General features: G+C 70.2%; 19 protein-coding genes, 1 tRNA gene and 1 riboswitch. Of the genes, 4 read left to right on the top strand and 16 right to left on the bottom strand.

Annotated elements, in window-relative coordinates:
- The first annotated feature begins 393 nt into the window (after window positions 1-393).
- Complete coding sequence (locus ACWDEX_RS01980; protein WP_450461174.1) at window positions 394-2,856, top strand: SpoIIE family protein phosphatase; 2,463 nt, start codon at window positions 394-396, stop codon at window positions 2,854-2,856.
- Between the two features lie 146 nt (window positions 2,857-3,002).
- Here the strand turns inward: ACWDEX_RS01980 and ACWDEX_RS01985 are convergent.
- Window positions 3,003-3,085 (bottom strand) — tRNA-Leu (locus tag ACWDEX_RS01985).
- Window positions 3,086-3,496: 411 nt separating this feature from the next.
- On the opposite strand from ACWDEX_RS01985, the gene ACWDEX_RS01990 reads away from it, so the two are divergent.
- Both ACWDEX_RS01990 and ACWDEX_RS01995 read left to right on the top strand, forming a co-directional pair.
- Window positions 3,497-4,267 (top strand): ABC transporter ATP-binding protein, encoded by a 771-nt coding sequence (locus tag ACWDEX_RS01990; RefSeq protein WP_450461175.1) that lies wholly within the window; start codon window positions 3,497-3,499, stop codon window positions 4,265-4,267.
- Between the two features lie 82 nt (window positions 4,268-4,349).
- Window positions 4,350-6,878, top strand: a complete 2,529-nt coding sequence (locus tag ACWDEX_RS01995) for an ABC transporter permease (protein ID WP_450461176.1) — start codon at window positions 4,350-4,352, stop codon at window positions 6,876-6,878.
- Between the two features lie 102 nt (window positions 6,879-6,980).
- Here the strand turns inward: ACWDEX_RS01995 and ACWDEX_RS02000 are convergent, their stop codons facing one another.
- The 15 genes from ACWDEX_RS02000 to ACWDEX_RS02070 all read right to left on the bottom strand — a co-directional run bounded on the left by ACWDEX_RS02000 (window position 6,981) and on the right by ACWDEX_RS02070 (window position 25,250).
- Entirely contained in the window at window positions 6,981-8,273 is a 1,293-nt protein-coding gene (locus ACWDEX_RS02000) for a class I SAM-dependent methyltransferase (RefSeq protein WP_450461177.1), read from the bottom strand.
- 238 nt (window positions 8,274-8,511) lie between these two features.
- Window positions 8,512-9,894 (bottom strand): NAD(P)/FAD-dependent oxidoreductase, encoded by a 1,383-nt coding sequence (locus ACWDEX_RS02005; protein ID WP_450461178.1) that lies wholly within the window; start codon window positions 9,892-9,894, stop codon window positions 8,512-8,514.
- 593 nt (window positions 9,895-10,487) lie between these two features.
- A complete protein-coding gene (locus ACWDEX_RS02010) occupies window positions 10,488-11,429 on the bottom strand; it encodes a Ppx/GppA phosphatase family protein (protein WP_450461179.1) in 942 nt (313 codons plus the stop codon).
- Window positions 11,426-12,031, bottom strand: a complete 606-nt coding sequence (locus ACWDEX_RS02015; RefSeq protein WP_450461180.1) for a DUF501 domain-containing protein — start codon at window positions 12,029-12,031, stop codon at window positions 11,426-11,428. Before ACWDEX_RS02015 ends, ACWDEX_RS02010 begins: the two co-directional genes overlap by 4 nt.
- Before the next feature lie 49 nt (window positions 12,032-12,080).
- The gene (locus ACWDEX_RS02020) at window positions 12,081-12,566 is read right to left on the bottom strand and encodes an FtsB family cell division protein (RefSeq protein ID WP_450461181.1); all 486 of its coding nucleotides are present in this window, start codon (window positions 12,564-12,566) and stop codon (window positions 12,081-12,083) included.
- Between the two features lie 121 nt (window positions 12,567-12,687).
- Window positions 12,688-13,968, bottom strand: coding sequence for a phosphopyruvate hydratase (gene eno, locus ACWDEX_RS02025; protein WP_450461182.1), 1,281 nt, complete (start codon window positions 13,966-13,968; stop codon window positions 12,688-12,690).
- A gap of 300 nt (window positions 13,969-14,268) precedes the next feature.
- The gene (locus tag ACWDEX_RS02030; RefSeq protein WP_450461183.1) at window positions 14,269-14,982 is read right to left on the bottom strand and encodes a transglycosylase family protein; all 714 of its coding nucleotides are present in this window, start codon (window positions 14,980-14,982) and stop codon (window positions 14,269-14,271) included.
- A 4-nt stretch (window positions 14,983-14,986) separates the two neighbouring features.
- A riboswitch (cyclic di-AMP (ydaO/yuaA leader) is annotated at window positions 14,987-15,152 on the bottom strand.
- Between the two features lie 198 nt (window positions 15,153-15,350).
- The gene (locus ACWDEX_RS02035) at window positions 15,351-16,391 is read right to left on the bottom strand and encodes a transglycosylase family protein (protein WP_450461184.1); all 1,041 of its coding nucleotides are present in this window, start codon (window positions 16,389-16,391) and stop codon (window positions 15,351-15,353) included.
- Window positions 16,392-16,582: 191 nt separating this feature from the next.
- Window positions 16,583-17,872, bottom strand: a complete 1,290-nt coding sequence (locus ACWDEX_RS02040) for a cytochrome P450 family protein (protein ID WP_450461185.1) — start codon at window positions 17,870-17,872, stop codon at window positions 16,583-16,585.
- Window positions 17,873-17,987: 115 nt separating this feature from the next.
- Window positions 17,988-18,986: a nucleoside triphosphate pyrophosphohydrolase gene (locus ACWDEX_RS02045; protein WP_450461186.1), complete on the bottom strand. Its 999-nt coding sequence runs from the start codon at window positions 18,984-18,986 to the stop codon at window positions 17,988-17,990.
- Between the two features lie 111 nt (window positions 18,987-19,097).
- The gene (locus ACWDEX_RS02050) at window positions 19,098-19,757 is read right to left on the bottom strand and encodes a SurA N-terminal domain-containing protein (RefSeq protein WP_450461187.1); all 660 of its coding nucleotides are present in this window, start codon (window positions 19,755-19,757) and stop codon (window positions 19,098-19,100) included.
- A gap of 186 nt (window positions 19,758-19,943) precedes the next feature.
- Entirely contained in the window at window positions 19,944-20,771 is an 828-nt protein-coding gene (locus tag ACWDEX_RS02055; protein WP_450461188.1) for a glycoside hydrolase domain-containing protein, read from the bottom strand.
- A 150-nt stretch (window positions 20,772-20,921) separates the two neighbouring features.
- A complete protein-coding gene (locus tag ACWDEX_RS02060; protein WP_450461189.1) occupies window positions 20,922-22,445 on the bottom strand; it encodes a protein kinase domain-containing protein in 1,524 nt (507 codons plus the stop codon).
- Window positions 22,442-23,020, bottom strand: a complete 579-nt coding sequence (locus ACWDEX_RS02065; protein WP_450461190.1) for a hypothetical protein — start codon at window positions 23,018-23,020, stop codon at window positions 22,442-22,444. The genes ACWDEX_RS02060 and ACWDEX_RS02065 overlap by 4 nt, the downstream gene beginning before the upstream one ends.
- Before the next feature lie 166 nt (window positions 23,021-23,186).
- Window positions 23,187-25,250, bottom strand: coding sequence for an N-6 DNA methylase (locus ACWDEX_RS02070; RefSeq protein WP_450461191.1), 2,064 nt, complete (start codon window positions 25,248-25,250; stop codon window positions 23,187-23,189).
- A 239-nt stretch (window positions 25,251-25,489) separates the two neighbouring features.
- Here ACWDEX_RS02070 and ACWDEX_RS02075 point away from each other — a divergent pair, with 239 nt between their 5' ends.
- Window positions 25,490-26,206, top strand: a complete 717-nt coding sequence (locus ACWDEX_RS02075; RefSeq protein ID WP_450461193.1) for a hypothetical protein — start codon at window positions 25,490-25,492, stop codon at window positions 26,204-26,206.
- Window positions 26,207-26,246: the final 40 nt, after the last annotated feature.

Raw genomic sequence — 26,246 nt, forward strand, 5'->3', positions numbered from 1 at the left:
AAGAGTAATAGGTAGGCAAAGGATTGATGCTAGTGCTTGGGGAGGATCTTTCCCTGACCGTTGTCCGCAACACGCTACGCGCACGGCCGATTCCCCGCGTGGACCCCCTCCCTTCCATGACCGACTCGAGACCCGGTCGATACCGGCCACTCACCCAACGGGTGCTCCACGTCACTCGAATGGGGCATGGCGGGTGTCACTCGCACGGGAAACCCTCGGAGCACGGCGTACGCCTTTCCCGGCGGTGAGGACGGGTCAGGCCCCCGCGGGAATTCCGACGCGATACGACGCGGCTCCCGTTCCGCGGTGCGTGGCCGCCGGGTCGGCCGGGCCGAGGGGCTGTGCACATCGGACCGGCAAGCAGGACCATTGACCCTGGAGAGGATGAGATGGATGTCTTCCGGGCGAAACGGCTCCGATGTGCCTCTGTCCGCGGGACCACGCGATCTCTTCAACGCGTCCAGTGACGCGACGGCGGTGGTCCGCGCCGACGGTGTGGTGCTCGGCTGGACTCGCGCGGCGGAAGCGCTCCTCGGCTACTCCGCCGAGGAGATGGTCGGCCGCTCCGCGGCGCGTCTGCTGGCCATGCCGGGAGATCCGTTGCGTGTCGCCGGCGTCGCGGAGCGTTGCCGCGCGGGGATGGGGTGGAGCGGTCTGGTCCTCCTGGGACACCGCGGCGGCAGTCGTATCGAGGTCGACCTACGGGTGTCCGCGTCCTTTCGGATCGGCGCGGACGAGTGTTTCCTGATCTCGGCACGGGAGCGGAAGCAGCAGTGGACGGTGGGCCAGTCCGTCCTCGACGGGTTCGTCACCCGCTCGCCGGTCGGCATGGCGGTGCTGGACGTCCAGCTGCGCTACGTCTGGCTGAACGACACACTGGAACGTCTCGGCGGTGTGCCCCGTGAGCAGCGGATGGGGCGTCGTCTCAGTGAGGTTCTGCCGGGTTTGCAGGCGGACATCCTCGAGGACCTGATGCGCAAGGTGCTGATCACCGGAATACCGGTCGTCGACCATGAGTACGAGGGATGGAGCTGGGCCGATCCGCATCGGCCGCGCGCCTACTCCGGCTCCTTCTTCCCTCTGGTGGACGCCGACCAGTCCGTCACCGGCATCTGCTACATGGTCGTGGACGTCACCGAACGGTGGAACGCCCGCCGGATCCTGTCGCTGATCAACGAGGCCGGAACCAGCCTGGGCAGGACCCTGGACGTGATGCGGACGGCTCAGGAACTCGCCGATTTCGCCGTTCCCCGCTTCGCGGACTTCGTCGCCGTCGATCTTCTTGAGACCGTCCTCAGCCCCGAGGGGCGTGAGGTGTGGCAGCCCGATACCGGACCGCCGGCCGTCAGACCGGTGATGCGACGGGCGGGTATGAGCTCGGTGCGGAAGGGCTGTCCGGAGGCGGTCGCGCGGATCGGGGAGAGGGTGGACGTCGACCCGGTGCCCGCCAGGGTGAACCTGCTCATCCATGGCGAACCGGTCTTCGTACCGGTCCTCGATCCGGCCACCCCCGTGTGGGCCGCAGACCAGTCCGCCAGGTATGCACGCATCAGCGAGTTCGGACTCCACTCCCTCATCTGTGTGCCGTTGCGGGCGCGGGACACCGTCTTGGGCCTCGCCACGTTCATACGGTCGGTCAACCCGCTCTCCTTCGACCCGGACGATGTCCCGCTGGCCCGGGAGCTGGTGGCGCGGGCAGCGCTGTGCGTCGACAACGCCCGCCGTTACAGCCGGGAACACGCGGCGGCGGTCACGCTTCAGCGCAGTCTGCTGCCCCACGCCCTGACCGGCGGATCGGCGCTGGAGGTGGCCTCGTACTATCTGCCGGCCAACGCGAGCGGCGGGGTCGGCGGCGACTGGTTCGACGTGATCCCCCTGTCCGGCGCCCGTGTGGGCCTGGTCGTCGGCGATGTGGTCGGTCACGGCATCACCGCGGCCGCGGCCATGGGCCGGTTGCGCACCGCGGTGCAGACACTCGCCGACATGGACCTGCCGCCCGATGAACTGCTCGCCCACCTGGACGACCTCGTGCTCCGGCTGAGCGAGGAGGAGGAAGGTGACGAGACGGCCGGCGGGACCGGCTCGACCGTCCTCGGAGCAACCTGCCTGTACGCCGTCTACGATCCGGTGACGCGGCGCTGCACGGTGGCCCGGGCCGGGCATCCGCCGCCTGTCGTGGTAACCCCTGACGGGCAGGTGTACTACCCGGAGCTTCCCGCCGGTCCGCCGCTCGGGCTGGGCGGGATGGCGTTCGAGGCCGCCGAGATCGAGCTCGCCGAGAACAGCTTGCTGGGTCTCTACACCGACGGCCTCGTCGCGGGAACCGACCGCGACATGGAGCTGGGCCTGACTCGTCTCGGAGACGCGCTGTCCCAGCCCTCCTCCCACCTCGAAGCGCTGTGCGCGACCGCCGTGGCGCACCTCGTCCCCGTGCCCCAACCGGACGACGTCGCGCTTCTGCTGGCGCGCACGCACGCCTTGAGCGCCGACCACGTCGCCTCCTGGGACGTGCCCGTCGATCCGGCCGCCGTCGGTGAGGCCCGCGCCCGGGTGACGCGCCAGCTGGAGGCGTGGGGCCTTGAGGAGTTGGCCATGACGACGGAACTCATCGCCAGCGAGCTGGTGACCAACGCGATCCGCTACGCATCGGGGCCCATACGCCTACGACTGCTCCGCAACTCCTCCCTGACCTGCGAGGTCGCCGACGCGAGCAGCACGGCCCCACGGCTGAGGCACGCCCGGAGCACCGACGAGGGCGGCCGTGGCCTCTTCCTCGTGGCGCAGCTCGCCCATCGCTGGGGCACCCGTCATTCGGCCGCAGGAAAGACCATCTGGACCGAACAGGAAATCCCCTGAACGGGGGCGGTGACACCACGCGGCAGGCCAGGCGGCCGAGGCCGACCGTTCGCGTGGAAAGCAGGAGGGCTTGCTCCAGGGGGCTCCCACAGAGCGGCACGGCACCTTCCTGCCGTTCTGACAGGTCAGGTGCCATGAGTCGGAGGTGCCCGGAACCGGACTCGAACCGGCACGCCCGCGAGGGGCAGCGAGGTTTAAGCTCGCCGTGTCTGCATTCCACCATCCGGGCAGGCCATGGCCTCCGCATCTTGGCTCCGAGCCTATCGGGGCGCATCCCCCGAACAGCGGGTGGTCGATGCGATGTTGTCTTATTTTATTGATGTCTGAGGGTGCATCAGCACTCGGTACGGGCCATCCACACTTGCCGACAGCCTTTCTGGCCACCGCGGCCCCCGCATGTGGAATGACGGAATTTCACCGCCCGGGATGAGGCGGTGGGAACGGTTCCGCATGACGTGCGCAATCGCCTTCCCCTCAGGAGGGTCTCAGGGGAACATCATCCCCAGGTATGACCCGGGCCGGAGCGGTCCGACCCGAGGCTGCCCCCAGAACCGGAACAGGGGGTGACTACACGGCCCTGATCAGCGGGGATGATGGAACATGTCCCCTTTGACCGACGTCCTGACAGGAGCACCCTCCCGTGACCAGCACCCCCCTCGCCGACCGGACCACCGCAGTGGCCGCCCGTGCCACGGATCTGTCGAAGGTCTACGGGCAGGGTGAGACCCAGGTGGTGGCCCTGGACCGGGTCACTGTCGACTTCCAGCAGGCCCAGTTCACGGCGATCATGGGGCCGTCGGGCTCCGGCAAGTCGACGCTGATGCACTGCGTCGCCGGGCTCGACTCCTTCTCCTCCGGCTCGGTCCGCATCGGCGACGTCGAACTCGGCTCCCTGAAGGACAAGCAGCTCACCAAGTTGCGCCGGGACAAGATCGGCTTCATCTTCCAGGCGTTCAACCTGCTGCCGACACTGACCGCGCTGGAGAACATCACGCTGCCGATGGACATCGCCGGCCGCAAGCCCGACAAGGAGTGGCTGGACCGCGTGATCCAGATGGTCGGCCTGTCGGGGCGGCTCGGTCACCGGCCCTCGCAGCTGTCCGGTGGCCAGCAGCAGCGCGTCGCGGTGGCGCGGGCGCTGGCTTCCAAGCCGGAGATCATCTTCGGTGACGAGCCCACCGGCAACCTGGACTCACGCTCGGGTGCGGAGGTGCTGGGCTTCCTGCGCAACTCCGTACAGGAGTTGGGGCAGACCGTCGTGATGGTCACCCACGACCCGGTGGCGGCGGCATACGCGGACCGGGTCATCTTCCTGGCGGACGGGAGGATCGTGGACGAGGTGTACCAGCCGTCCGCTGACGCGGTGTTGGACCGGATGAAGCGGTTCGACGCGAAGGGCCGTACCAGCTGAGCCCGGGGGCCCGCCCCCGGGCTCAGCCCCCCAACGCACCTTCGACCCATCCGTCGCACCACCCATCCCCTGGACAGAGAGAATGTTCCGTACTGCCCTGCGCACCGTGCTCGCGCACAAGGCCAGGCTGCTGATGACCGTGCTCGCCGTGATGCTCGGCGTGGCCTTCGTGTCGGGCACCCTGGTCTTCACCAACACCATCTCGGACGCCTACCAGAAGAGCTCCGCCAAGGGCTTCGACCATGTCGACGTGGCCGTCCAGCCGGAGGACCGCAAGAACACCGGCGACACACTCGGCAAGAAACCCGAACTGACGCAGGCCCTCCTCGACAAGGCCGCCGGGGTGCGGGGCGCCGACTCCGTCATCGGTGTGGTCGGCGGCTTCACCGCCATCGCCGACAAGGACGGCAAGCTCATCGGCAACGGCTTCCAGTCCAACGGCGGGAACTACTGGGGCACCAAGGACTCCCGGTACCCACTGGTCAGCGGCCACGCGCCCAAGGGAGCGGACCAGGTCCTCATCGACTCCAAGACCGCCGAGCGCGCCGGATACAAGGTCGGCGACACCGTGCGGATCTCCATCGACGGGCCCGTTCTCACCCCCGAGATCACCGGCGTCTTCACCACCGATGACGGCAACGTCGCCGCGGGCGGCAGCCTCGCCCTGTTCGACACGGCCACCGCCCAGCGGCTGTTCCACAAGACCGGCACGTACGACGAGATCGACGTGAAGGCCGCCCCCGGCACCAGCCAGGTCGCGCTGCGGAACGCGCTCGACGAGGTCCTGCCCAAGAACATCGCCTCCACCACCACCGGCAAGAAGCTCGCCGACGACCAGGCACAGCAGATCTCCGACGCCACCAGCAGCATGCGCACCGCCCTGTTGGTCTTCGCGGGCATCGCACTGTTCGTCGGCACGTTCATCATCGCCAACACCTTCACCATGCTGGTCGCCCAGCGCACCAAGGAGTTGGCCCTGCTGCGCGCGGTCGGCGCCTCCCGCCGTCAGGTCACCCGGTCCGTACTCATCGAGGCGTTCGTGGTCGGCGCGGTCGCGGCTGTCGCCGGCCTGCTGGCCGGGATCGGCATCGGCGCCGGCCTGCGTGCCCTGATGAGCTCCTTCGGTGGCAGCGTGCCGGACGGGCCGCTCGTCATCAGCCCGGGCACGGTCGTCGCCGCCCTCGCCGTCGGCATCGTGATCACGATGCTGGCCGCCTGGCTGCCGGCCCGCCGCGCCGCGAAGATCCCGCCGGTCGCCGCGATGAGCAGCGTCCATGCACAGGCGACCACCAAGTCCCTCGTCGTGCGGAACACGATCGGCTCCCTGTTCGCCGGGGCCGGCGTCGCCACCGTCCTGTACGGCACCACGCTGAACAGCACGGACGGCCAGGCCCCGATGGGTATCGGCGCGGCGCTCCTGGTCATCGGCGTCTTCGTCCTCACCCCGCTGCTGTCCCGCCCGCTGATCGCCGCCGCCGCACCCCTGCTGCGGGTCTTCGGGATCTCCGGCAAGCTCGCCCGGCAGAATTCGGTGCGCAACCCGCGCCGCACCGCGGCCACCGCCTCGGCCCTGATGATCGGTCTGACCCTGATCACCGCGCTGACGGTGATGGCGGGTAGCCTGCAGACGGCGATCGACAAGATGGCGTCCTCCTCGATCAAGGCGGACTACGTGGTGTCGATGGCTACCGGCAATCCGCTCTCCCCCGACGTGGAGAAGACGCTGAGGTCGACCGACGGCGTCACCGCGACCAGCGCGCTGCGCTTCGGGCCGTCCCGCATCGACGGCGAGACCGAGTACCTCACCGGCGTCAACGGCGCGACGATCGGCAGCCTGACCGACCTCACGGTCAAGGACGGGTCGTTCACGGTCGGCGGCACCCGGGTCGTCGTCGACGAGGACACCGCCAAGCACCACCACTGGACCGCGGGTTCGCGCTTCACGGCCTCCTTCGAGGAAGGCAAGAAGCAGCGGCTGACGGTCGCCGGGATCTACCACGGCAACGAGATGATGCGCGGCATCATGCTGGACAACGCGACACTCTCCGCGCACCAGAGCCACCCGTCCGACGTCCAGGTCATGGTCAAGACGTCCGGTGGCGCCGGCTCTTCGGTCAAGAACAAGCTGGAGAAGGCGCTGGGCTCCAACCCGGCCATCCAGGTCCAGGACAAGAAGGACATCTCCAACAGCATCGGCCAGATCTTCACGATGATGCTGAACATGCTCTACGGTCTGCTGGCCATGGCGGTGATCGTCGCGGTCCTCGGCGTCATCAACACCCTCGCCATGTCCGTCTTCGAGCGCTCGCAGGAGATCGGGATGCTCCGCGCGATCGGCCTGGACCGCAGGGGCATCAAGCGGATGGTCCGTCTGGAGTCCCTGGTGATCTCGCTCTTCGGCGGCGTGCTCGGCATCGGTCTGGGCGTGTTCTTCGGCTGGGCGGCCGGTCAACTCGTCGGAACGCAGATGGCGACGTACGAGCTGATCCTGCCGTGGGGACGGATGGCCGTCTTCCTTCTCCTGGCGGCGGTCGTCGGCGTGCTGGCCGCCCTATGGCCGGCCCGGCGTGCAGCCCGGTTGAACGTGCTGACGGCGATCAAGTCGCAGTAACAGCAGTCGTGTCGGGGCCCCGTCCGGTCGTCTTTCGCCGGGCGGGGCCCCTTGCCGTTCGCGGATCGGTTCCGGGAACGGGGTCGGTTCCCGAGGACCGGATCAGTTCCAGGTACGGGACCTCAGCGGCGTCCCGGACGCTCCCGATTCCGGCGTCCGTACCGCGAGGACCTGGTTGACGCCGATGCGGTTGCGTTCGAAGGCGAGGGCCGATGCGGCCATGTAGAGGCGCCAGACGCGGGCCCGGCCCGGGCTGGTGAGGCGCCGCGCCCGCTGCCACTGCGCCTCCAGGTTGGTGACCCACTGCCTCAGGGTGAGGGCGTAGTGCTCGCGCAGGGACTCGACGTCGCGGACCTCGAACCCGGCTCGCTCCAACTGGGTCACGGTGGTGCCGATAGGCGCGAGTTCCCCGTCCGGGAAGACGTAGGCGTCGATGAACGCGTCGACCGCGTACGAGGACTCGTCCCGCTGGGGCCTGCGCGCGATCTGGTGGTTGAGCAGCCGCCCGCCGGGCCTCAGCAGGGCTTGCAGGGCGCGGGCGTACTCCAGGTACCGCTCGGCGCCGACGTGCTCGGCCATGCCGATGGAGGAGATGGCGTCGTACGGCCCGTCGGCCACGTCGCGGTAGTCCTGTACCCGGATCTCGACGCGATCGGTGAGTCCCTCGTCGGCGACCCGCTTGCGGGCGTAGGTGGCCTGTTCTTCGGAGAGGGTGATGCCCACGACGCTCACGCCGTGCTCGCGGGCCGCGTGGATGGCCATGGAGCCCCAGCCGCAGCCGACGTCGAGCAGCCGCTGACCGGGCTTCAGGTCGAGCTTGCGGCAGACGAGTTCGAGCTTGTCGCGCTGGGCGTCCTCCAGGGTGCCCTCCGGGGAGTCCCAGTAGGCGCACGAGTACACCATGGACGGGCCCAGGACGATCTCGTAGAAGTCGTTCCCGACGTCGTAGTGGTGACTGACGGCGTGTTTGTCGCTGCGTCGGGTGTGGAGGTGGCCGCGAGCTTTGCGGACCTCCTCGCGCGGGGGCGAAGGCGGCGGCAAGGGACCGGCCAGCCTGGCCAGGCCGCGGACGGCGGCGCGGACGTCCGGGTCGCGGAGGGCCTGGGCGAGGGTGCGGGCGTCCTCGCCGCGTTCCCAGATGAAGCCGGCGAGGAGGCCGAGGGCGGTGTAGAGGTCTCCGTCGATACCCAGGTCGCCGGCGACCCAGGCGCGGGCGAGACCCAACTCGCCCGGTTTCCACAGCAGACGGCGCAGCGCCCGGCGATTGCGTACGACCAGGACAGGAGTGCCTGGCGGGCCGGCCTCCGAGCCGTCCCAGGCGCGGACGCGCATCGGGAGCGGGGCTCCCAGCAACTGTTCGATGAGGCTCTTCAACCGCAGTGCCGCGTCAGCCATGGCGCACACCTCCGTGACAGGATCCCGGAATGTCCAACACCACGTAAACATCTACGGGCCCGCGCCACAGTCCCCCGTTGGCGTCACGGCTCGGCAAAATGCTGTGCGCACACCGCGAACCTGCCCCCCAGCCCCCGGCTCGTCGACGGCTGCCGGGGCCGGACGCCGTCGCCGGACGCCGAAGGGCCTCCCGCACCACGGATGGCGGGAGGCCCTTGGACGGATCAGTGCCGGAAGGTCAGGAGGCCTTGGCCTTCTCCTCGGTCTTGCTCGCGGCACGAACCGGGGCCGGCTTCGCGGCCTCGTAGAACTCCTCGCGCGGAGACTCGATGGCGCCGAGCGAGACGACCTCGCGCTTGAGGAACATGCCCAGTGTCCAGTCGGCGAAGATCCGGATCTTCCGGTTCCACGTCGGCATCGCCAGACCGTGGTAGCCACGGTGCATGTACCAGGCCAGGCGACCGCGCAGCTTGATCTTCATCTTGCCGACGACGATCATCGCGACGCCCTTGTGGAGGCCGAGGCCCGCCACCGCGCCCTTGTTGGCGTGGCTGTACTCCTTCTGCGGGAAGCCCCGCATACCGGAAAGCACGTTGTCGCCGAGCACCTTCGACTGACGCAGCGCGTGCTGCGCGTTCGGCGGGCACCAGGCGTTCTCGTTGCCCGCCTTGCGGCCGACGAGGTCGGGCACCTGGGCGTTGTCGCCCGCGGCCCAGATGTAGTCCGTGCCCTGGACCTGGAGGGTGGGCGCGGTGTCCACGTGGCCGCGCGGACCGAGCGGCAGGCCGAAGCGGGACAGCGCCGGGTTCGGCTTGACACCCGCGGTCCACACGATGGTGTTGGAGTCGACCTCGAGGCCGTTCTTCAGCACCACGTGGCCGTCGACGCAGGAGTCCATGGAGGTGGACAGGTAGACCTCGACTCCGCGGCCCTCGAGGTGCTCCCTGCCGTACTGGCCGAGCTTGGGGCCGACCTCGGGGAGGATCTTGTCGGCGGCGTCGACGAGGATGAAGCGCATGTCCTCACGGGACACGTTCTTGTAGTACTTGGCCGCGTCCCGGGCCATGTCCTCGACCTCGCCGATGGTCTCCGCGCCGGCGAAGCCACCGCCGATGAAGACGAAGGTGAGCGCCTTGCGGCGGATCTCCTCGTCGGTCGTGGAATCGGCCTTGTCGAGCTGCTCCAGAACGTGGTTGCGCAGGCCGATGGCCTCCTCGACGCCCTTCATGCCGATGCCCTGCTCGGCGAGGCCGGGGATCGGGAAGGTGCGGGAGACCGCGCCCAGCGCGATGACGAGGTAGTCGAAAGGCAGCTCGTACGCGTCGCCGACCAGCGGGGCGATCGTGGCGACCTTGCGGTCCTGGTCGATGGTGGTGACCCGGCCGGTGAGAACCTCCGCCCTCCGCAGCACGCGTCGCAGCGGGACGACGACGTGCCGAGGCGAGATGCTGCCGGCGGCGGCTTCGGGCAGGAAGGGCTGGTAGGTCATGTACGAACGCGGGTCGACGACCGTGACGGTCGCCTCGCCGTAGCGCATCTTCTTGAGAATGCGGCGAGCTGCGTACAGGCCTACGTACCCACCGCCTACTACGAGGATCCTGGGACGCTCCGTGGTGCTCATGCCATCGAGTATCCACCTGCCCCCCAGGGGTCGCTCGTGCGCCCCTTCACAAGCTTGCACAAGGGGTCTGCTACACTGCGCGGCCCACGTGACGAACGTCATGGTGCCGCGGCGGAACCACCGCGCGGGGCGGCCTGCCGTCAAGGCCGCGTGAGCTGCCCTTCCGGATGTTCCGAAGATCTGCTGCGGAGGCGTTCCGCCACCGGCGGGAGACCGAAGGAACACTCGCTCGAGCGGCCGTACGGGAGCCTCGGACCCACAGGACGGTCTCGCGGGCCCAAAACGTCGCCCAGCAGGGGCGATTTCTTGTGAAGAACTTCACAAAGCTTTCCGGCGGCATGCTGTCACAGAGGTTCTCGAGGCCCCCCGGGAGCCCGCTCACACGTTATCCGACCTGCTCAGGAGAAGCTACTTGCGAGTAGCAAAACGGCGGCCGGAGCAGTCCTGAACGGCTGTCAGGCCTCACGCCGTCCGCCGGGGTGAGCCACCCGCCGAGTCCCGTCGCCGAACTCCCGCCCGCCACGCGGGCGAACGACGGGAGTTCCACGACGGGGCCCCGGTGTCGCGACGGACGAACGTCGCCTGCCGGGGCATCAGGCAAGGGACCAGGCGATGCCGTCGAGGATGTCGTGCTCGCTCACCACGACCTCCGCCGCCCCGATCCGCTCCATGACGGCGAGCAGGACGAGGGCGCCCGCACCGATGACGTCCACCCGGCCCGGGTGCAGGGAGGGGATCGCCGCACGCTCGGCGTGCGTGGACCTCAGCAGCCGGTCGGTGATCTCCCGGACGCGGTCATGGGAGACCCGGGAGTGGTGGATCGCCGTCGAGTCGTACTCCGGGAGGTTCTGGGCGATCGCCGAGACCGTGGTGACCGAGCCCGCGAGTCCGACCAACGTACGCGCCTGGCTCAGCGGCACCTCCCGCTCCACGAGGTCCAGTGCGGCTTCGATGTCGGACCGTATGGCCGAGATCTGCTCCTCGGTGGGCGGATCGGTGACGACCCCGTCGCGCACCAGGTGACGCTCCGTCATGCGGACACAGCCGACGTCGACGGACCGTGCGCCGCGCACATGGTCGTCACCGACGACGAACTCCGTGGACCCGCCACCGATGTCCACGACCAGATAGGGCCTGACGAGGTCGGTGCGGCCCGCCAGTTCCCTGGTCGCGCCCGTGAAGGAGAACTCCGCCTCCTGGTCGCCGGAGATGACCTCGGGTTCGACGCCGAGGATGTCCACGACCCCGCGGACGAACTCGTCACGGTTCTCGGCGTCCCGGGACGCGGACGTTGCGACGAAACGGACGCGCTCGGCGCCGTGCTCCTTGATGATCCCGGCGTACTCCCGGCAGGCGACGAACGTGCGCTCCAGCGCCTCGGGCGCGAGCCGGCCGGTCCGGTCGACGCCCTGACCGAGCCGGACGATGGTCATCCTCCGGTCCAGTTCGGTCAGCTCGCCCGTGGCCGGCTCGATGTCCGCGACCAGGAGCCGGATGGAGTTCGTACCGCAGTCGACGGCGGCGACGCGCGTCACGCGCCCGCCTCCCCGGAATCGACGGGCCCCGCGGCGAACCAGCCGGAGTCCGACGTCTCCGCCTGCCACTCGTCACCGGACGGCCCTCCCGCGGGCGTCACGCACGATCCCTTGCGCCACCACTCCGGCAGCATCGCGATCGCCTCGTCGCCGAGCGGGTTGACACCCGGGCCGGCGGCCAGCGAGTGCGCGACGAGCACGTGCAGGCACTTGACCCGGTCGGGCATGCCGCCCGCGCTCGGGAAGCCCTCGAGGACCTCGATGGCGTCACGGCGGGCGATGTAGTCCTCGTGCGCGGCTCGGTAGGCGGCGGCCAGCTCGGGGTCGGTGGCCAGGCGCTCCGTCATCTCCTTCATGACGCCGTTCGCCTCCAGCGTGCCGATGGCGGAGGCTGCGCGCGGGCACGTCAGGTAGTACGTCGTCGGGAACGGCGTGCCGTCGGGGAGCCGCGGCGCCGTCTCCACGACGTCCGGCTGCCCGCACGGGCACCGGTGCGCGATCGCGCACAGCCCGCGCGGCGTGCGGCCGAGCTGCTGCTGGATGGCCGCGATGTCCGCGTCCGTGGGCTCGGTGCGAGGGGTGGGCGGCGGAGGGGTTTCCATGGCTGTCTTTCCGGCTGTCTTTCGTGTCGGTCCGGCGCGGCTCGCCGGTTCAGTGGTCGGACTTGTCGGGATTGTCGGCCTTGTCGATCCCGTTCCAGAGACCGGTGTACCAGGGACGCGCGGCCGTCGTCAGGTCCGTGCGCGACGGCTTGGCCGCTTCCGGGTCGACCACGATGTAACCGGTCTCCCCCGGCATCACATAGTGCAGCCGCTGCCGGATCTGCTGCTTGGCGTACGCGTCGTCCTGCCAGCGTGCCTTGAGGTCCCGCAGTTGTTCGACCCGTTGGTGGGCCTGCTCCTGTTGCCGCTCCATGTCGGCGATCTGGGCGCGCTGGGAGAAGTACTGCCGCATCGGGTACGCGAGTGCCACGATCAGCGAGCACAGGACGAGCGCGAGGAGGGCGGCCCGGCCGGTGAGCCGGGAGCGACGGGCCTGCCGTTTGGTCTGGGAGCGGTAGACCCGGGCCGCTGTCTGCTCGCCGAGCACCCGCAGCCTGGTCGCTGTGGAGAACCGGTCGCGGTCCTTCACGGCCATCTCTCCCGCCTCCCCTTCACACGTACGTACGTCCCCGCACACGGTACGGGACCGAATACGGGGACGTACGGGCGACGGGCTCAGGGCTGTCCCGTAATCCCTGGGGGATGGCCTTGAACCGTCAGCCCTTGAACCGCGGGAACGCGCTGCGGCCGGCGTACACCGCGGCGTCGTCGAGGATCTCCTCGATGCGCAGCAGCTGGTTGTACTTGGCGACGCGCTCGGAGCGCGCCGGGGCGCCGGTCTTGATCTGGCCGCAGTTGGTGGCGACGGCCAGGTCGGCGATGGTGACGTCCTCGGTCTCGCCGGAGCGGTGGGACATCATGCACTTGAAGCCGTTGCGCTGGGCCAGCTCCACGGCGTCGAGGGTCTCGGTCAGCGAGCCGATCTGGTTGACCTTGACCAGCAGGGCGTTGGCGGCGCCCTCCTCGATGCCCCGGGCCAGGCGCTCGGGGTTGGTGACGAACAGGTCGTCGCCGACGAGCTGGACCTTGTCGCCGAGCCCCGCGGTGATGGTCTTCCAGCCGTCCCAGTCGTCCTCGAACAGCGGGTCCTCGATGGAGACCAGCGGGTACGCCTCGACCAGCTCGGCGTAGTACTCGGTCATCTCGGCGGCCGAGCGCTGCTTGCCCTCGAAGACGTAGGAGCCGTCCTTGTAGAACTCGGACGCGGCGACGTCGAGCGCGAGGGCGATCTGCTCGCCGGGGGCGTAGCCGGCCTCCTTGATCGCCTCGAGGATGAGGTCGAGGGCTTCCCGGTTGGAGCCGAGGTTCGGGGCGAAGCCGCCCTCGTCGCCGAGGCCGGTGGACAGGCCCTTGTTCTTCAGCACCTTCTTGAGGGTGTGGTAGACCTCGGCGCCCCAGCGCAGGGCCTCGGAGAAGGACTCCGCGCCGATCGGGGCGATCATGAACTCCTGGATGTCCACGTTGGAGTCGGCGTGCGAGCCGCCGTTCAGGATGTTCATCATCGGCACCGGCAGCAGGTGCGCGTTGGGGCCGCCCAGGTAGCGGAAGAGCGGGAGGTCGCTGGCCTCGGATGCGGCGTGGGCGACGGCGAGGGAGACGCCGAGGATGGCGTTGGCGCCGAGGGAGCCCTTGTTGTCGGTGGCGTCCAGGTCGAACATCGCCTGGTCGATCAGGCGCTGCTCGGTGGCGTCGTACCCGACCAGCTCCGGGCCGATCTGCTCGATGACGGCGAGAACGGCCTTCTCGACACCCTTGCCCTGGTAGCGGCCCGGGTCTTGGTCGCGGAGCTCGATGGCCTCGAAGGCACCGGTGGAGGCGCCGGACGGGACGGCGGCACGACCCGTGCTGCCGTCGTCGAGGCCGACCTCGACCTCGACCGTGGGGTTGCCTCGGGAGTCCAGGATTTCCCGGGCTACGACGACGTCGATGGACGGCACGAGCATCTCCTTCTGGGATGTGACGCTGAGAGTGCGGGGCACCTTGCGACTAGAGCCTATCCGTCTGGGGGTCCCGGCCGACCGACCGACCGTCCCGCGGACAGGGTGACGGTCCATGTTGTTTCAGCGCGGAACGGAACGAGGTCGTCGCGGGGCGCGAAGGCAGTGAAGCCCCGCTCCGGCACGTACGGGGGAACACGCACCGGAGCGGGGAGTTCGTGGGGACGGGGGCCCTCTCCACGCGACCTCGCTCCGGAGGCCGCGTGGAGAGGGGGCTGTGGCCCGGCTACCGAACGCCTGTCACTTCAGGTGGAGCTGCTGGCCCGGGTAGATGAGGTCGGCGTTCTCGACGATGTCCTTGTTCAGCTCGAACAGCTTGTGCCAGCCGCCCCGGACGTGATGCGTCGCGGCGATGGAGCTGAGGGTGTCGCCCTTGGTGACCCGGTACTCGCCGTCACCCTTCTTGACCTTCTTGCCGGTCGGGGTGGTGACGGTCTTCTGCGCCACCGGGCGTTCCGACGAGCGGGCCGCCCGCTGCTCGGTCGGGCGGGACGCGGTGCCGCTCTGCGCGGAGTCGCTGGAGGAGCTGTTGCCGCTGGAGGAGCTGTTGCCGCTGGAGGAGGCCGCGCCGCCGTTGTAGGCAGTGCTGGACAGACCCTTGCCGCAGACCGGCCAGGCACCCTTGCCCTGGCCCGCGAGGACCTTCTCGGCGACGGCTATCTGCTGCGCCTTGGTGGCCAGGTCGGCGCGCGAGGCGTAGGCGGTGCCGCCGTACGCGGCCCAGGTGGAGTTGGTGAACTGCAGACCGCCGTAGAAGCCGTTTCCGGTGTTGATGGACCAGTTGCCGCCGGACTCGCACTGGGCGACGGCGTCCCACTCGGCGGCGGTGGCGGCGGAGGCATTGCCGGCCGCCATCAGCGGGGCGGCGACGGCGGCGCCGGTGACACCGGCGAGCGTGATGGCGCGGACGGCCTTGGACGGGCGACGGTGCTTGCCCTTGCCGGAAGACAGCATGGTTCGTTCCCCTCACCGACGCCTGCGAGGTGAGCTGTCGGGTTCGGGCCGGTTGAGTCGCCCGGCCGCGCACCTGAGGGCACGCGGCTTCACCCCAAGCCGCCCCGGTCAACTCCCGGGTGCGGCACTTACCTTGGGTCCCCCGCTCCTGCCTACGGCGCTTGACGCGACGACTGTTCCCGGGCGGCCGCTGGCAGGATTCGGCGTTGCGACCGTCGGGGCCCGCTGTGGCGAGCGGTCATGACCGTAAGCAGCCGATCCGTCGAATTTCAAAGACGATCAGCACTTATGAGACTCATATCTCACTCTCGCCAAAACGGACATTCAACTCGAAGTAGGACGTGAACTGTCGTCAGAGGAGCGACAGTTCAGCGCTCCCCCTCGGTCCGCTCACCCTGCAACGCGAGGTTCTGACCGGGGAAGATGAGGTCGGGGTCGGAGCCGACCGTCTTCTTGTTCGCGTCGTAGAGCGCGCCCCATCCGCCGTGAAGGTCAAGCGAGTCGGCGATGGCGGACAGACTGTCTCCGGGGCGGACGGTGTACGAGCCGTCGACGGGGCCGTGCGCGACGTGGGAGTCACGCGAGCCATGCCGACCGGCCGAGTCACCCCCATGCCCCTTCGTGCCACCCTCGTCGGCACTGCCGCCGCGGTGACGCCCCCCGCTGGAGGCCCGGCCCGCATCCACGTCCGAAGTGTCTCCACTCGGCACGGACTTGTCCGACTTGCCGTGCTTCGTCGCATCCTCCGACGGTCCACGGGACTCCCGCGCGTCGCCCGCACCGGCGTCGTTCGCGGTCGAGCCGGCGCTCGGCTTCGCATGAGAGGAGGAGTCGGGCGCGGAGGACGACGGGGACGTCGAGGGCGCGGGGGAGGAAGAGGGAGAGGGAGAGGAGGGGGAAGCGGGAGAAGCGTGCGACGGTCCGGCCGACTTGGAAGAGCCGTGCGAGTGGGACCGGCCGTGGCCGGGCGTCGAGTCGGCGGTGGGGCGGGAGGAGTCGTCGGCGACGCCCGTGTCCACACGGGTCGAGCCGGAGTGCTTGTTCAGGCCGGAGACGGGGGCGCAGGTGTGCCACGCGGAGACACCCTGGTGGGCCAGGAGCCTCTCGGCGACGGCGATCTGCTGCGAGCGGCTGGCCTGGTCCGCGCGGGGCGCGTACTCGAGGCCGCCGTACTTCTCCCAGTCCGCCTGCGTCAACTGGAGCCCGCCGTAGCGTCCGTTGCCGGTGTCGGCGCTCCAGGAACCGCCGCTCTCACACATCGCGACCTGGTCCCAGGCGGTGGCGTCCGCCGCACTCGCACTGGTGGCACCGAGGAGCGGGATCGCGATCGCCGATCCGGTCACTCCGGCCGCGACGATGAGGGCCGGGGCTTGACGGGGGCGACGGTGACGGCCGTTCCCGGGGAGCATACGGTTGCCTTTCACACGACAGCAGGGGCCAACGCCGGCGGCCGTGACGCACCGCCGCGTTATTGCGTGAACGTATCGGCAGTCGAACGCTTGTCACAAGTTAATGCAGCGTAGATCACGCAAACATCACAGAGTTGTGGAAGCGTCATGTTCCGGGTGACCCCGACGCGTTCGCCGCGTCGTACGGATCCTCAACGGCCCGGTACCGAAACCGGTGTGAACTCCACGGGCAGGGAGCGCAATCCCCGCATGATGAGCCCGCCACGCCAGCGCAGATCGGCGGGATCTCCCGCCAGCCGCAGGTCGGGGAGGCGGGTGAGGAGCGTGGCGAGCGCGGTCTGACCCTCCAGGCGGGCGAGCGGAGCGCCGAGACAATAGTGAATGCCGTGCCCGTACCCGAGGTGCTGGTTGTCACGGCGGGAGAGGTCGAGGAGGTCGGGGTCGACGAACCGCTCCGGATCCCGGTCCGCGGCGGCGAGGACGACAAGGACCGGGTCGCCGGGTGCGATGTCCTGCCCTCCGATGGTGAGCGGCCGGGTGGCGAACCGCCAGGTGGCCAGCTCGACCGGCCCGTCGTAGCGGAGCAGTTCCTCGATGCCGGTTTCGAGGAGGCCGCGGTCCCCGACGGCGAGGTCCTGCTGCAGGCGGGTGCGCTGCTCGGGGTGGGTGAGGAGGGCGTACGTACCGTTGCCGATGAGGTTGACGGTGGTCTCGAACCCGGCGAAGAGCAGGATGAAGGCCATGGCGGCGGCCTCGTTCTCGGTGAGGTGCTCGCCGTGGTCGGAGGCGCGGATGAGCGCGGAGATGAGGTCCTCGCCGGGGCCGGGGGTGTCGGACAGGGCGGCGCGCTTGCGGTGGATGAGGTCGGAGAGGTAGCCGCGCATCTTCTTGACCGACCGCGCGACCCCGCCCCTGGGTCCCCCGCCGTGCCGGATCATCATCCCGGCCCAGTCCCGGAAGTCGTCCTGGTCCTCGCGGGGAACGCCGAGCATGTCGCAGATGGCGTAGATGGGCAGCGGGAAGGCGAACTCGTGGATGAGGTCGGCTTCGCCCCTGCCGGTGAACTGGTCGATGAGGTGATCGGTGAGTTCCTGGACGCGCGGCGCGAACTCGGCGACGCGCCGCGGGGTGAACGCCTTCGAGACGAGCCGACGCAGCCGGGTGTGGTCCGGCGGGTCGATGTTGAGCAGGTGGGTCATCAGCTCGGCCTTGCGCTCGCCGGGGATGCCGGTCTTGCCCTTGGCGTGCGCGGGCTCGTCGTGGTGCGCCGGGTTCTTGCTGAGCCGCTGGTCGGCCAGTGCCTGCCTGGCGTCGGCATAGCGGGTGACCAGCCAGGCCTCCACACCGCTGGGGAGTGTCGTCCGGTGCACGGGTGCGTGCTCGCGCAGCCAGGCGTAGGCGGGGTACGGGTCGGCCGCGAACTCCCAGGTGAAGAGTTCGGGGGCGGGAGAGGGAGAGGCGGGCTGGTGCTGGTCGGTCACCCCTCGACGGTATCCGGCGGGGCGGGATGGTCCGCGACCCGCTCCGCCTCGGCCTTCGCCTCCACGGTCGTCACCTCAGCGACGCCGCGTCTGGAGCCGCGGCGGGCAACGGCGCTCAGTCCCCGCTCTCCACTCCTCGGATTGCATCCCGGTAGGCCCGCGCCGCCGCCCGCAGGGCTGCCTCCGGGTCCACTCCCTCGGCCTCCGCGCGCGCGGCTGCCGCCAGCAGTTCGTAGCCGACGCCCTCGCCCTGCGGGAGCGGGACATCGAGGCCCGCCGTGCGGACACGGGACGACAGTTTGGCCGCCAGGGCGAGGCCGGGCTGGCCCAGGGGAACGCCCTCCGTCACCGAGGTGCGCCGCTTCTCGACCGCCTTCGTGCGCAGCCAGTGCTCCTTGACCTCCTCCGGCGTCGTCGCCCTCTCGTCGCCGAAGACGTGGGGGTGGCGGTGGATCAGCTTGGCGACGATGCCGCCCGCCACGTCGTCGATGGAGAAGGGCGCGTCCGGGTCCTCCTCGGCTATCCGGGCGTGGAAGACGACCTGGAGCAGGACGTCGCCCAACTCCTCGCGCAGCTCGTCGCGGTCGCCCTCCTCGATCGCCTCGACCAGCTCGTAGGCCTCCTCGATGCCGTACTTCGCCAGGCCCTTGTGGGTCTGCCGGGAGGACCAGGGGCACTCGGCACGGATGCGGTCCATGACCTGCACGAGGTCGAGCAGGCGGGCACCCGGGAGGTCGTAGGAGGCGGGCAGCAGCTCCAGCTCCGGCATGTTCACGCGACCGGAGCCGGCGAGACGGGCCAGGCCGTCGGTGAGGCGCGGCTCGCCCTCGCCGGTCGCCACCACGACGACCGTGTGCCCGCCCGCGCAGGCGTCCACCAGGTCCTGCGCGGTCGGGGCGCTCTCCTCGACGGCTATGCCCGCCTCGCGCAGATACGGAAGCTGCGGATGCGCCCCGTCCGCGCACAGGACCCGGTCGGCCTCTCGCAGCGCCCGCCAGGCGGGCCAGGACAGCAGCCCGGGGGCGACCCGGTGGCTGGTGGTGAGCAGGACGATCCGGCCGGGGGCGGCGGCCGCCTCCGGGCCCTGGGCGCCTTCGAAGCTGGTTGCGTTCACCCCTCGAACGTAACGCACGGCACCGACCGCCTCGGTAGTTGTCCACAGGCCGGTGGCCTTGGGGACCGGTCGTCCACAGGCGGCGATCGGTCCCCGGCGAAACGCCGCGGGCTACGCGGGCTGCTGCTGTGTCGCCGCCACCGCCGTGACCTCCTTGACCCACGGCGTCTTCGCGTCCACCCGGCTGCTCTTGCGCACGTCCCAGGTGCCGTAGCGCGGGTTCAGGTCGACGTGGAGTTCCTTCGACGCCTGCGACATCGCCTTCCAGAAGGTGTTCTTGCCGTCGATCGTGGTCATGTCGGCGCCGAGCGCGGCGGCCAGCTTCTGCGCCTCGATGTTGGTGCGGAGGTTGTCGTCGACGCGCCCGGGGGCCACTCCGTACTGCTCCAGCCAGGCGGTCTCCAGCGCCTTCGCGCCGCCCGCCTGTCCCTCCAGGCTCGTACGCAGGTCCTGGATGTCCTTGCGGGTGACGCTGACGCCCGCGTCCTTGGCGGCACGTTCCAGGACCCGGTCGAGGACCAGGCTGTGCAGGGTGTCCCGGGTGAGGCTGCCGGTCCGGGCGACGGTCTGCTGGTACTGGGCGTCGTTCGTGGCGGCGGCGCGCTGAGCGGTACGCACCTCGTTCACCCGGTTCTCCAGTTGTGCGACCGTGATCCGATCCTGCCCGACGACGGCCGCGGCGCCCGGATGCGGGGTGCCGCCGCAGGCGGTGAGGAGGAGGGCCGCGGCCAGAGCGGCGCTGAGGGCGATCGCGGTGCGACGGCGGTGCAAGGTGGCCTCCCTGGGAGCTTGTGCGATGGTGCACAAAGTCTTGCGATGATCGATGGTAGGCAGTGGCCCAGCTCTGGCCAACCCATTCGACCAACGATTCAACGGGAGTTCGGGCACCGTCGGACCTGCGACGGCCGATTCCTCGGTGCCCTGCGTGCATCGGTGATGCGCGCAGGGCACCCTGTCTCAGCCGGTGATGGCGACGGGTGCGTCCCATGTGTCACGGTCCACGGTGATCGTGTACCCGCCCCGCGTCTCCTTGCTGTTGACCATGTACTGGTGGCCACGGCTGTGGTCGGTGAACTGGGTGGAACCCCACGGCCAGTCCGCGGTCGTGGTGTCCTTCTGGTCCCACAGCGCGTACCAGAGGTTGCCCGGCAGGTCGGTCTTGTTGGTCGCGGTGGCGATGGCCTTGGCGCTGGAGCTGGTGAAGCCGTAGTAGCCGGCGCGGTAGGTCTTGGCCCGTAGCTGCTTGTCGAAGGCGCGGACGTACGTCAGCACGGCGTCGTTGCACGCCTTGTTGGTGATGTCGTACGGCTCCATGTCGAGGTAGATCGGGCTTCCGGCCTTCATGCCGAGCGCCGACGCCTTGGCCACCGCGTCCGTCGCGTCGCTCGTGCCGAGGGAGGCGGCGTTGGAGGCGGTGAGCTTTTCGGGGTTGGCGCTGGTCTGGCAGGGCGGCTGGGCGCCGACGTAGATCGGGATGAGCTTCCAGCCGATCGAGCTGACGGACTTCACCCAGGAGGCGGTGAGGTTGGGCTGGTTGCACCCGCGGTTCTTGCCGCCGACGTAGACGGCGGCCGCCCCGTAGTAGCCGGTGTGCCAGGCCTTCATCGCGGCGAGCGACGGCGCGGTGCAGGTGTCGAAGGCACGGCCGGTGAACGTCTTCTGGGCGGGCCAGGTGGTGGCCGCCATGGACGTCTGCGCCGCGATCCCGGCGCCCGCGACGACGGCGACGCCGGTCACGCCCCAGCCGATGTATCTGCGCTTCCTGGACAGTCGATGGCTCGACATGAACGGCCCACCCCTGATGGTGCGATCTCCGTGTTTGACACAAGCTCAGGCAACTTATGGGACGGCGTCTCTTCGGTCGGAAAACGGACCCCCTGACATCGCACAAGTTTTCCTCAAGTCACTGCAAACCCGGGCGCGCCGTGCGTGTCCTCAGACATGCACCTGCCCCAGCCACTGCAGGGTCCGGCGGATGTCCACTGCCAGCGGATGACCGGGCCCGTGCAGGCGTTCCACGTCGTGCAGGAGTCGCACCAGGGTGTCCTGGGCGGCCACCCGGTCACCCAGGGCGAGCAGCAGATGGCCGATGCGGCGGCGGACCTCCAGGGCGAGTTCCGGGTCTCCCGCCACGTACTGGTTCTCGTAGTACGGCAGCAGGGCCCGGTACTCCGCGAGTGCCGCCGCCGGTTCCCCGAGCTGTTCCAGACACTGGGCGGCGTCGTAGCGGAAGCGCAGGGACTGGGGGTCGGCCTGGCCCGACTCGGTGGCGCGTTCGTCGGCGAGGCGGCGCAGTTCGGGCAGCGCCCGGCGGTACTGGCCGTCGTCCATGAGGGTGGCCGCGTACTGCTTGCGCAGGGTGCGGACGACTGGCGAGTGCTCGCCGTGCTGGGCGGCGGCGGCCGGGAGGATCGCGCCGAGGATGTCCACCGCCTGGGTGACACGGCCCTCTCCGAGCAGCCGCTTGACCTCGTCGACGGCGCCCGCGACATCGGGTCGACCGACCGCCGTGGCCGACTGCGGCCGGGGCGCCGGGACGCGGGCTCGGTACGGCCACGGGGCATGCGGGCGAAGGAAGGGGCGCGTGGGGTCGAGGGGGGCGCCCGTGGGCGTGCCACGCGCCGGGATGAGTGGGAGTAGCTGCTCGTAGGTCTCCTGGGCCGAGGCCGGGCGGTGCTGGGGGTCCTTGGCGAGCAGGTGCAGAACGAGCGTCTCGAGTGCCTCGGGCACCTCGGGGCGCAGGCGGCGCACCGGGACGGGCGGGTCGTAGAGGTGGCGGTGCAGCACTCCGAGGGCGGTGGTCCCGGTGAACGGCACCTGTCCGCTGAGGAGTTCGTGCAGGAGCACCCCGAGCGCGTACAGGTCGGTGTAGGGGCCGACCGCTCCGCCCATCGCCTGCTCGGGCGCCATATAGGCGGGCGAGCCGATGGGAGAGCCGGTGTGGGTGAGGCGGGTCGTGTCCGTGTCCATCACCGAGGCCACACCGAGGTCGAGGACGGTGATCGTGCCGTCCGGTCTGACCATCACGTTCCGGGGCTTGAGGTCCCGGTGCACGATCGGTACGGCGTGCACGGCGGACAGTACGGCGCACAGTTGTGCGGCAACGGCCACCGCCCACTGCCAGGGATAGGGGTCGTGCTCGGCGAGGTGGTCGGCGAGGTCGGCCCCGTCGACGTACTGCATCACGAGATACAGCTCCTCCCCCTCACTGCCCGCGTCGTGCACGGTGACCAGCCCGGGATGGTCGACCTGCGCGGTCACCCGGCACTCCCGCACGAAACGGCGGCGCAGTTCGTCGGCCTCCTGGCCGGCCACCTTGTCCGGGCGCAGCAGCTTGACGGCCACGCGCCGGTCCAGGCGCTGGTCGTATCCCGTCCAGACCTGTCCCATGCCGCCCTGGCCGATGAGCGTGGACAGTTCGTAGCGGTCGGCGATGACGCGTCCGCTCGCCATGGTCACCGGCCGTCCTGGTGCTTGCGGAGATAGTCGCTGAGCTCGTCGAGTTCGGCCCGGACCTGGTCGATGCGTGCGGGAGCGGGATGCTGCGGCTGCGGGGGCGGCGGAACTGTCGGGTACGGGGCCGGCGGGGGCTGGGTGGCGGCGTACGGCTGCACGGTCGGGTAGCCGTAGCCCGGCTGCGGCGGCGCGGGGACCGGGTAGCCCGACGGCACGGTGGCCGTGGTCTGCGGCGGCATCGGCCCGAAGGGCGAGGCGACGCGGTGGTGACGTATGTCGAAGACCAGGAAGTAGGCGGTGCTGAACGCGCCGAGGAGAAGGAGCACGCCCATCGCGATGTCGCCCCGGAAGTCACTGTCCGGGAGGGTGCCGACGACGGCGAAACCGGCGACGGACAGCGGCAGGCTGAGCCAGGCCAGCAGCCAGTCCCCCCGCCTGCCGCGCAGCATGGCCACCCGGAACAGCGGAAGGCAGGCGAGCAGTCCACAGCTGAGCAAGCCGACGACGGCGAACAGTACGCGCAGGAAGATGACCGTGCCCGAAGTGCGGGTGGGCGGCTGCACACCGTGGCCGTACATGGCTGCTCCAAGGACCTTGGTGAGGACGGACGAAGGTCGGAGTCCGAGCGTATAGCCCTCCCCGGACACCTGGTCACGGGTGGGGCGTCACCTCTGTTGCTCCGGTCGGACGGTACGGGCGGGGCCGCCGCGGGTGCGGCGCGCCCCGCGGCGCCCCAGTTGCTCGTCAGTCCGGTGTGACCGTACCGTCCGTCAGTCCGTCGTACAGGCCGCGGACGAGCTGTTCCCCGAGGCGGCCGGCGAGGCGCAGCGTTTCCTCGAACGCGGCGAGCGCCTGGAAGCGTTCGCCGTAACGGCGCTGTCGGTCCAGCGGGAGCCGGGGGAGCTGGAGGCGGCGCACATCGAGCCGGGTCGCGGTGGAGGCATAGCTGCTGGCCTGGCGGTTGTTGGCGGTACCGCGCAGAAAACCGGCGAGGAACCAGGGGTCGAGCGCGGCCGGGTCGGGACGCAGCAGCGTGAGGTTGCGCCCCAGGGCGGCTCCGGCGGTCGCCCGGTCGATCACCCGCGCGACGGCGCCGCCGCCCAGGACGGGCACGACGACGTCGCCCTCCTCGACGAGGACCGGCTCCTCTCCGACCGCGGGCAGCGTGCCGGACGGCGCGGTGCCGGCCAGGACGTCGTGGTCGGTGAGCACACGCGCGGAGGGGCCGTTTCCGCCGGTGCGCATCACCAGGGCGGCCCCGCGGGCGAGTTCACCGACGGTCGTGAGCGACCAACGGGTCTGTTCGGCGGTGCCGAGGGGGGCGCCGCCGGGCCCTGATGCGGTCGAGGGCGCGGGGAAGGGCGGGGAGAGTTCGGCGGTGCGGCGGAGAGTCTCGCCGAGGCGTGCGCTCAGGGCCGTGAGCTCCTCGGCGCCGCCGCCCGCCGCGGGCGGCGGGAGATGGCGGGCAGGGGTCAGGTCGACGTCGTCGTCGAGGAGTTCGATGACGGGTACCGAGCGGCTCACGCCCGGCACCTCCGACGCGCTGCCGCTGCGCGCGAACGGGCGCCAGGCGTCGAGGACCGCGGTGCGCACGGTCTCCCAGTCCGGGCCGCCGCGCGCCTCGGCGGTGGCCGCGCCGCCGTCCGCGACCAGCAACTCCGGGTGCGTGGGCGCCCCTTCGGGGCGGCGCAGCACCCACAGGTGCAGCGGGATGTTGTACGGGGGCGCCGCGCCGGCCGGCAGGGCGATCACGGCGCGCAGGGCGCCGCGGCGCAGCAGATCGGCCCGGATGCGGCGGCCCGAGCGCCGGGAGGCGGCGGCGGGCGGCATCAGCAGGACGGCCGTGCCACCGTCCCTGAGGCGGGCCAGCACGTGCTGCACCCAGGCGAGTTCGGATTCCGTACGGGCCGGGAAGCCGTACTCCCAACGGGGGTCGTAGGCGAGTTCGTCGTGGCCCCAGTTGCGTTCGTTGAACGGGGGGTGGCACAGCACCACGTCCGCCTTGAGGGTGTCGAACGCGTCCGCCCGGAGGCTGTCCCCGGCGGCGGTGCGCACGGCGGCCTTCGTGTGCAGGGCGAGGCGCAGCGCGGTGAGTGCGGCCAGACCGGGGTCGCTGTCCTGGCCGTAGAGCCGCTGGTCGGGCACGGGGGCGACGGCGCGCAGCAGGGCTCCGGTGCCGCAGGCCGGGTCGAGGACGGTGTGGGCGGATCCCGCGATGTCGGCCATCAGGGCGGCGGGGCCGTCCGGGGTGAGCGTGTACTGGCGTGGGTTGGCGTCGAGGTGCCGGCGGAGCAGGAACTCGTACGCGTCCGGGGCACCCAGTTCGGCGGCGAGTTCGGCGACGCCGCGCAGCAGCGGAACCGACGACTGGAGCCGCTCGGGGGCCGGGATGGGCAGGGCGGACCCGTGGAGCGTGCCGGAACGGACCATGAGTACCTGTTCGAGGGCGGTGGGCAGCAGTTCGGCGAGGTGGGCGTCGGAACCCGCGCTCGCCTCCTTCCAGTCCCCGGGCCGGTCGTGGACGAGCACCAGGACGCAACCCGCGAGGACGAGCGCCGTCAGAGGCCCTTCCGGGTGGCCGGCCAACTGCTGCCACACCCGCTCCCGCAGCGGTACCTCCGCGAGCTTGCCCTGGCGGCGCAGCCAGTCCTCCACCTCGGCGAGCGCGAAGGAGGGGCTGGTCTCCGTGCCGCCGACCGGCTTGGGGAAGTCGGGGTGGCGGCGGCGCCAGTTACTGACGGCGGCCCGGCCGACTCCCGCGAGCCGCGCGATACCGGCCGCGGTCACCTCTGTCCCGTTGTCCTCCACCCACCGGCTCCCCTCTGCCCCGTGCGGCCGTTGACGGTGCGGCGTCTCCTGGTCTCCGCGGCGCCCGCACTCCGTGTGTCATCGAGCATACCGACGCACGCAACAGATTCCCCTTCACAACTGTGCACGAGGCCCAACCTGTGAACCGTGTTGACTCGGTTCACAAGCTCTGCTGTTATTGACGCATCGAACGAGCGATCGCCGGACACCGGCGTATCGCCTGGGGGGAGGAATTCGCCATGGGTATGAAGGGCAAGATCGCGCTGGGCGTGGTGGTCGGGGTCGTCGTCATCGGCGCGGTCTCCGCGAACGCGGGCAACGACGAGGACAAGAGCGGCAAGGACGCCTCCACGGCCTCGGGGCAGCACTCCGGAACCGGATCCGGCCAGGACTCCGGCCACAAGGCCGAGTCCGGCAAGAAGGACTCGGGCGGCAAGAAGGACGCGGGCGGCAAGGCCCCCGCGTTCGGTGGCGAGGGCAGCTATGTGGTCGGCAAGGACATCAAGCCCGGCACCTACCGGACGGCCGACAACTCCGACAACTGCTACTGGGAGCGCGCCAAGGACGCCTCGGGCGAGTTCGAGTCGATCATCGCCAACGACAATGTCACCGGCACGAGTTACGTGACCATCAAGGCGAGCGACAAGCTGTTCAAGACCAACGGCTGCAAGGACTGGCAGACCGTCGAGGGGAAGCCGTCCGGCGCGCCCGGCACGCAGAAGGTCGACGGCGACGCGGGGATGCTCAGGGTCGGCGTCGACATCGCCCCCGGCACCTACAAGTCCGCCGGCAACAAGGACGACGGGTGCTACTGGGAACGCACCAAGGACGCCCTGCACTCCCTCGAGTCCATCGCGGCGAACGACAACGTCACCGGGACCGCCGTTGTCACGGTCGCCGCGAACGACGCCTACTTCAAGACCACGGGTTGCAAGGACTGGACGAAGTCCTCCTGACCCGCCGGATCCCGGGGTCTCCCGGCCGGGGCGGCCTGTC

This window comes from Streptomyces sp. NPDC001020, from assembly GCF_053599115.1.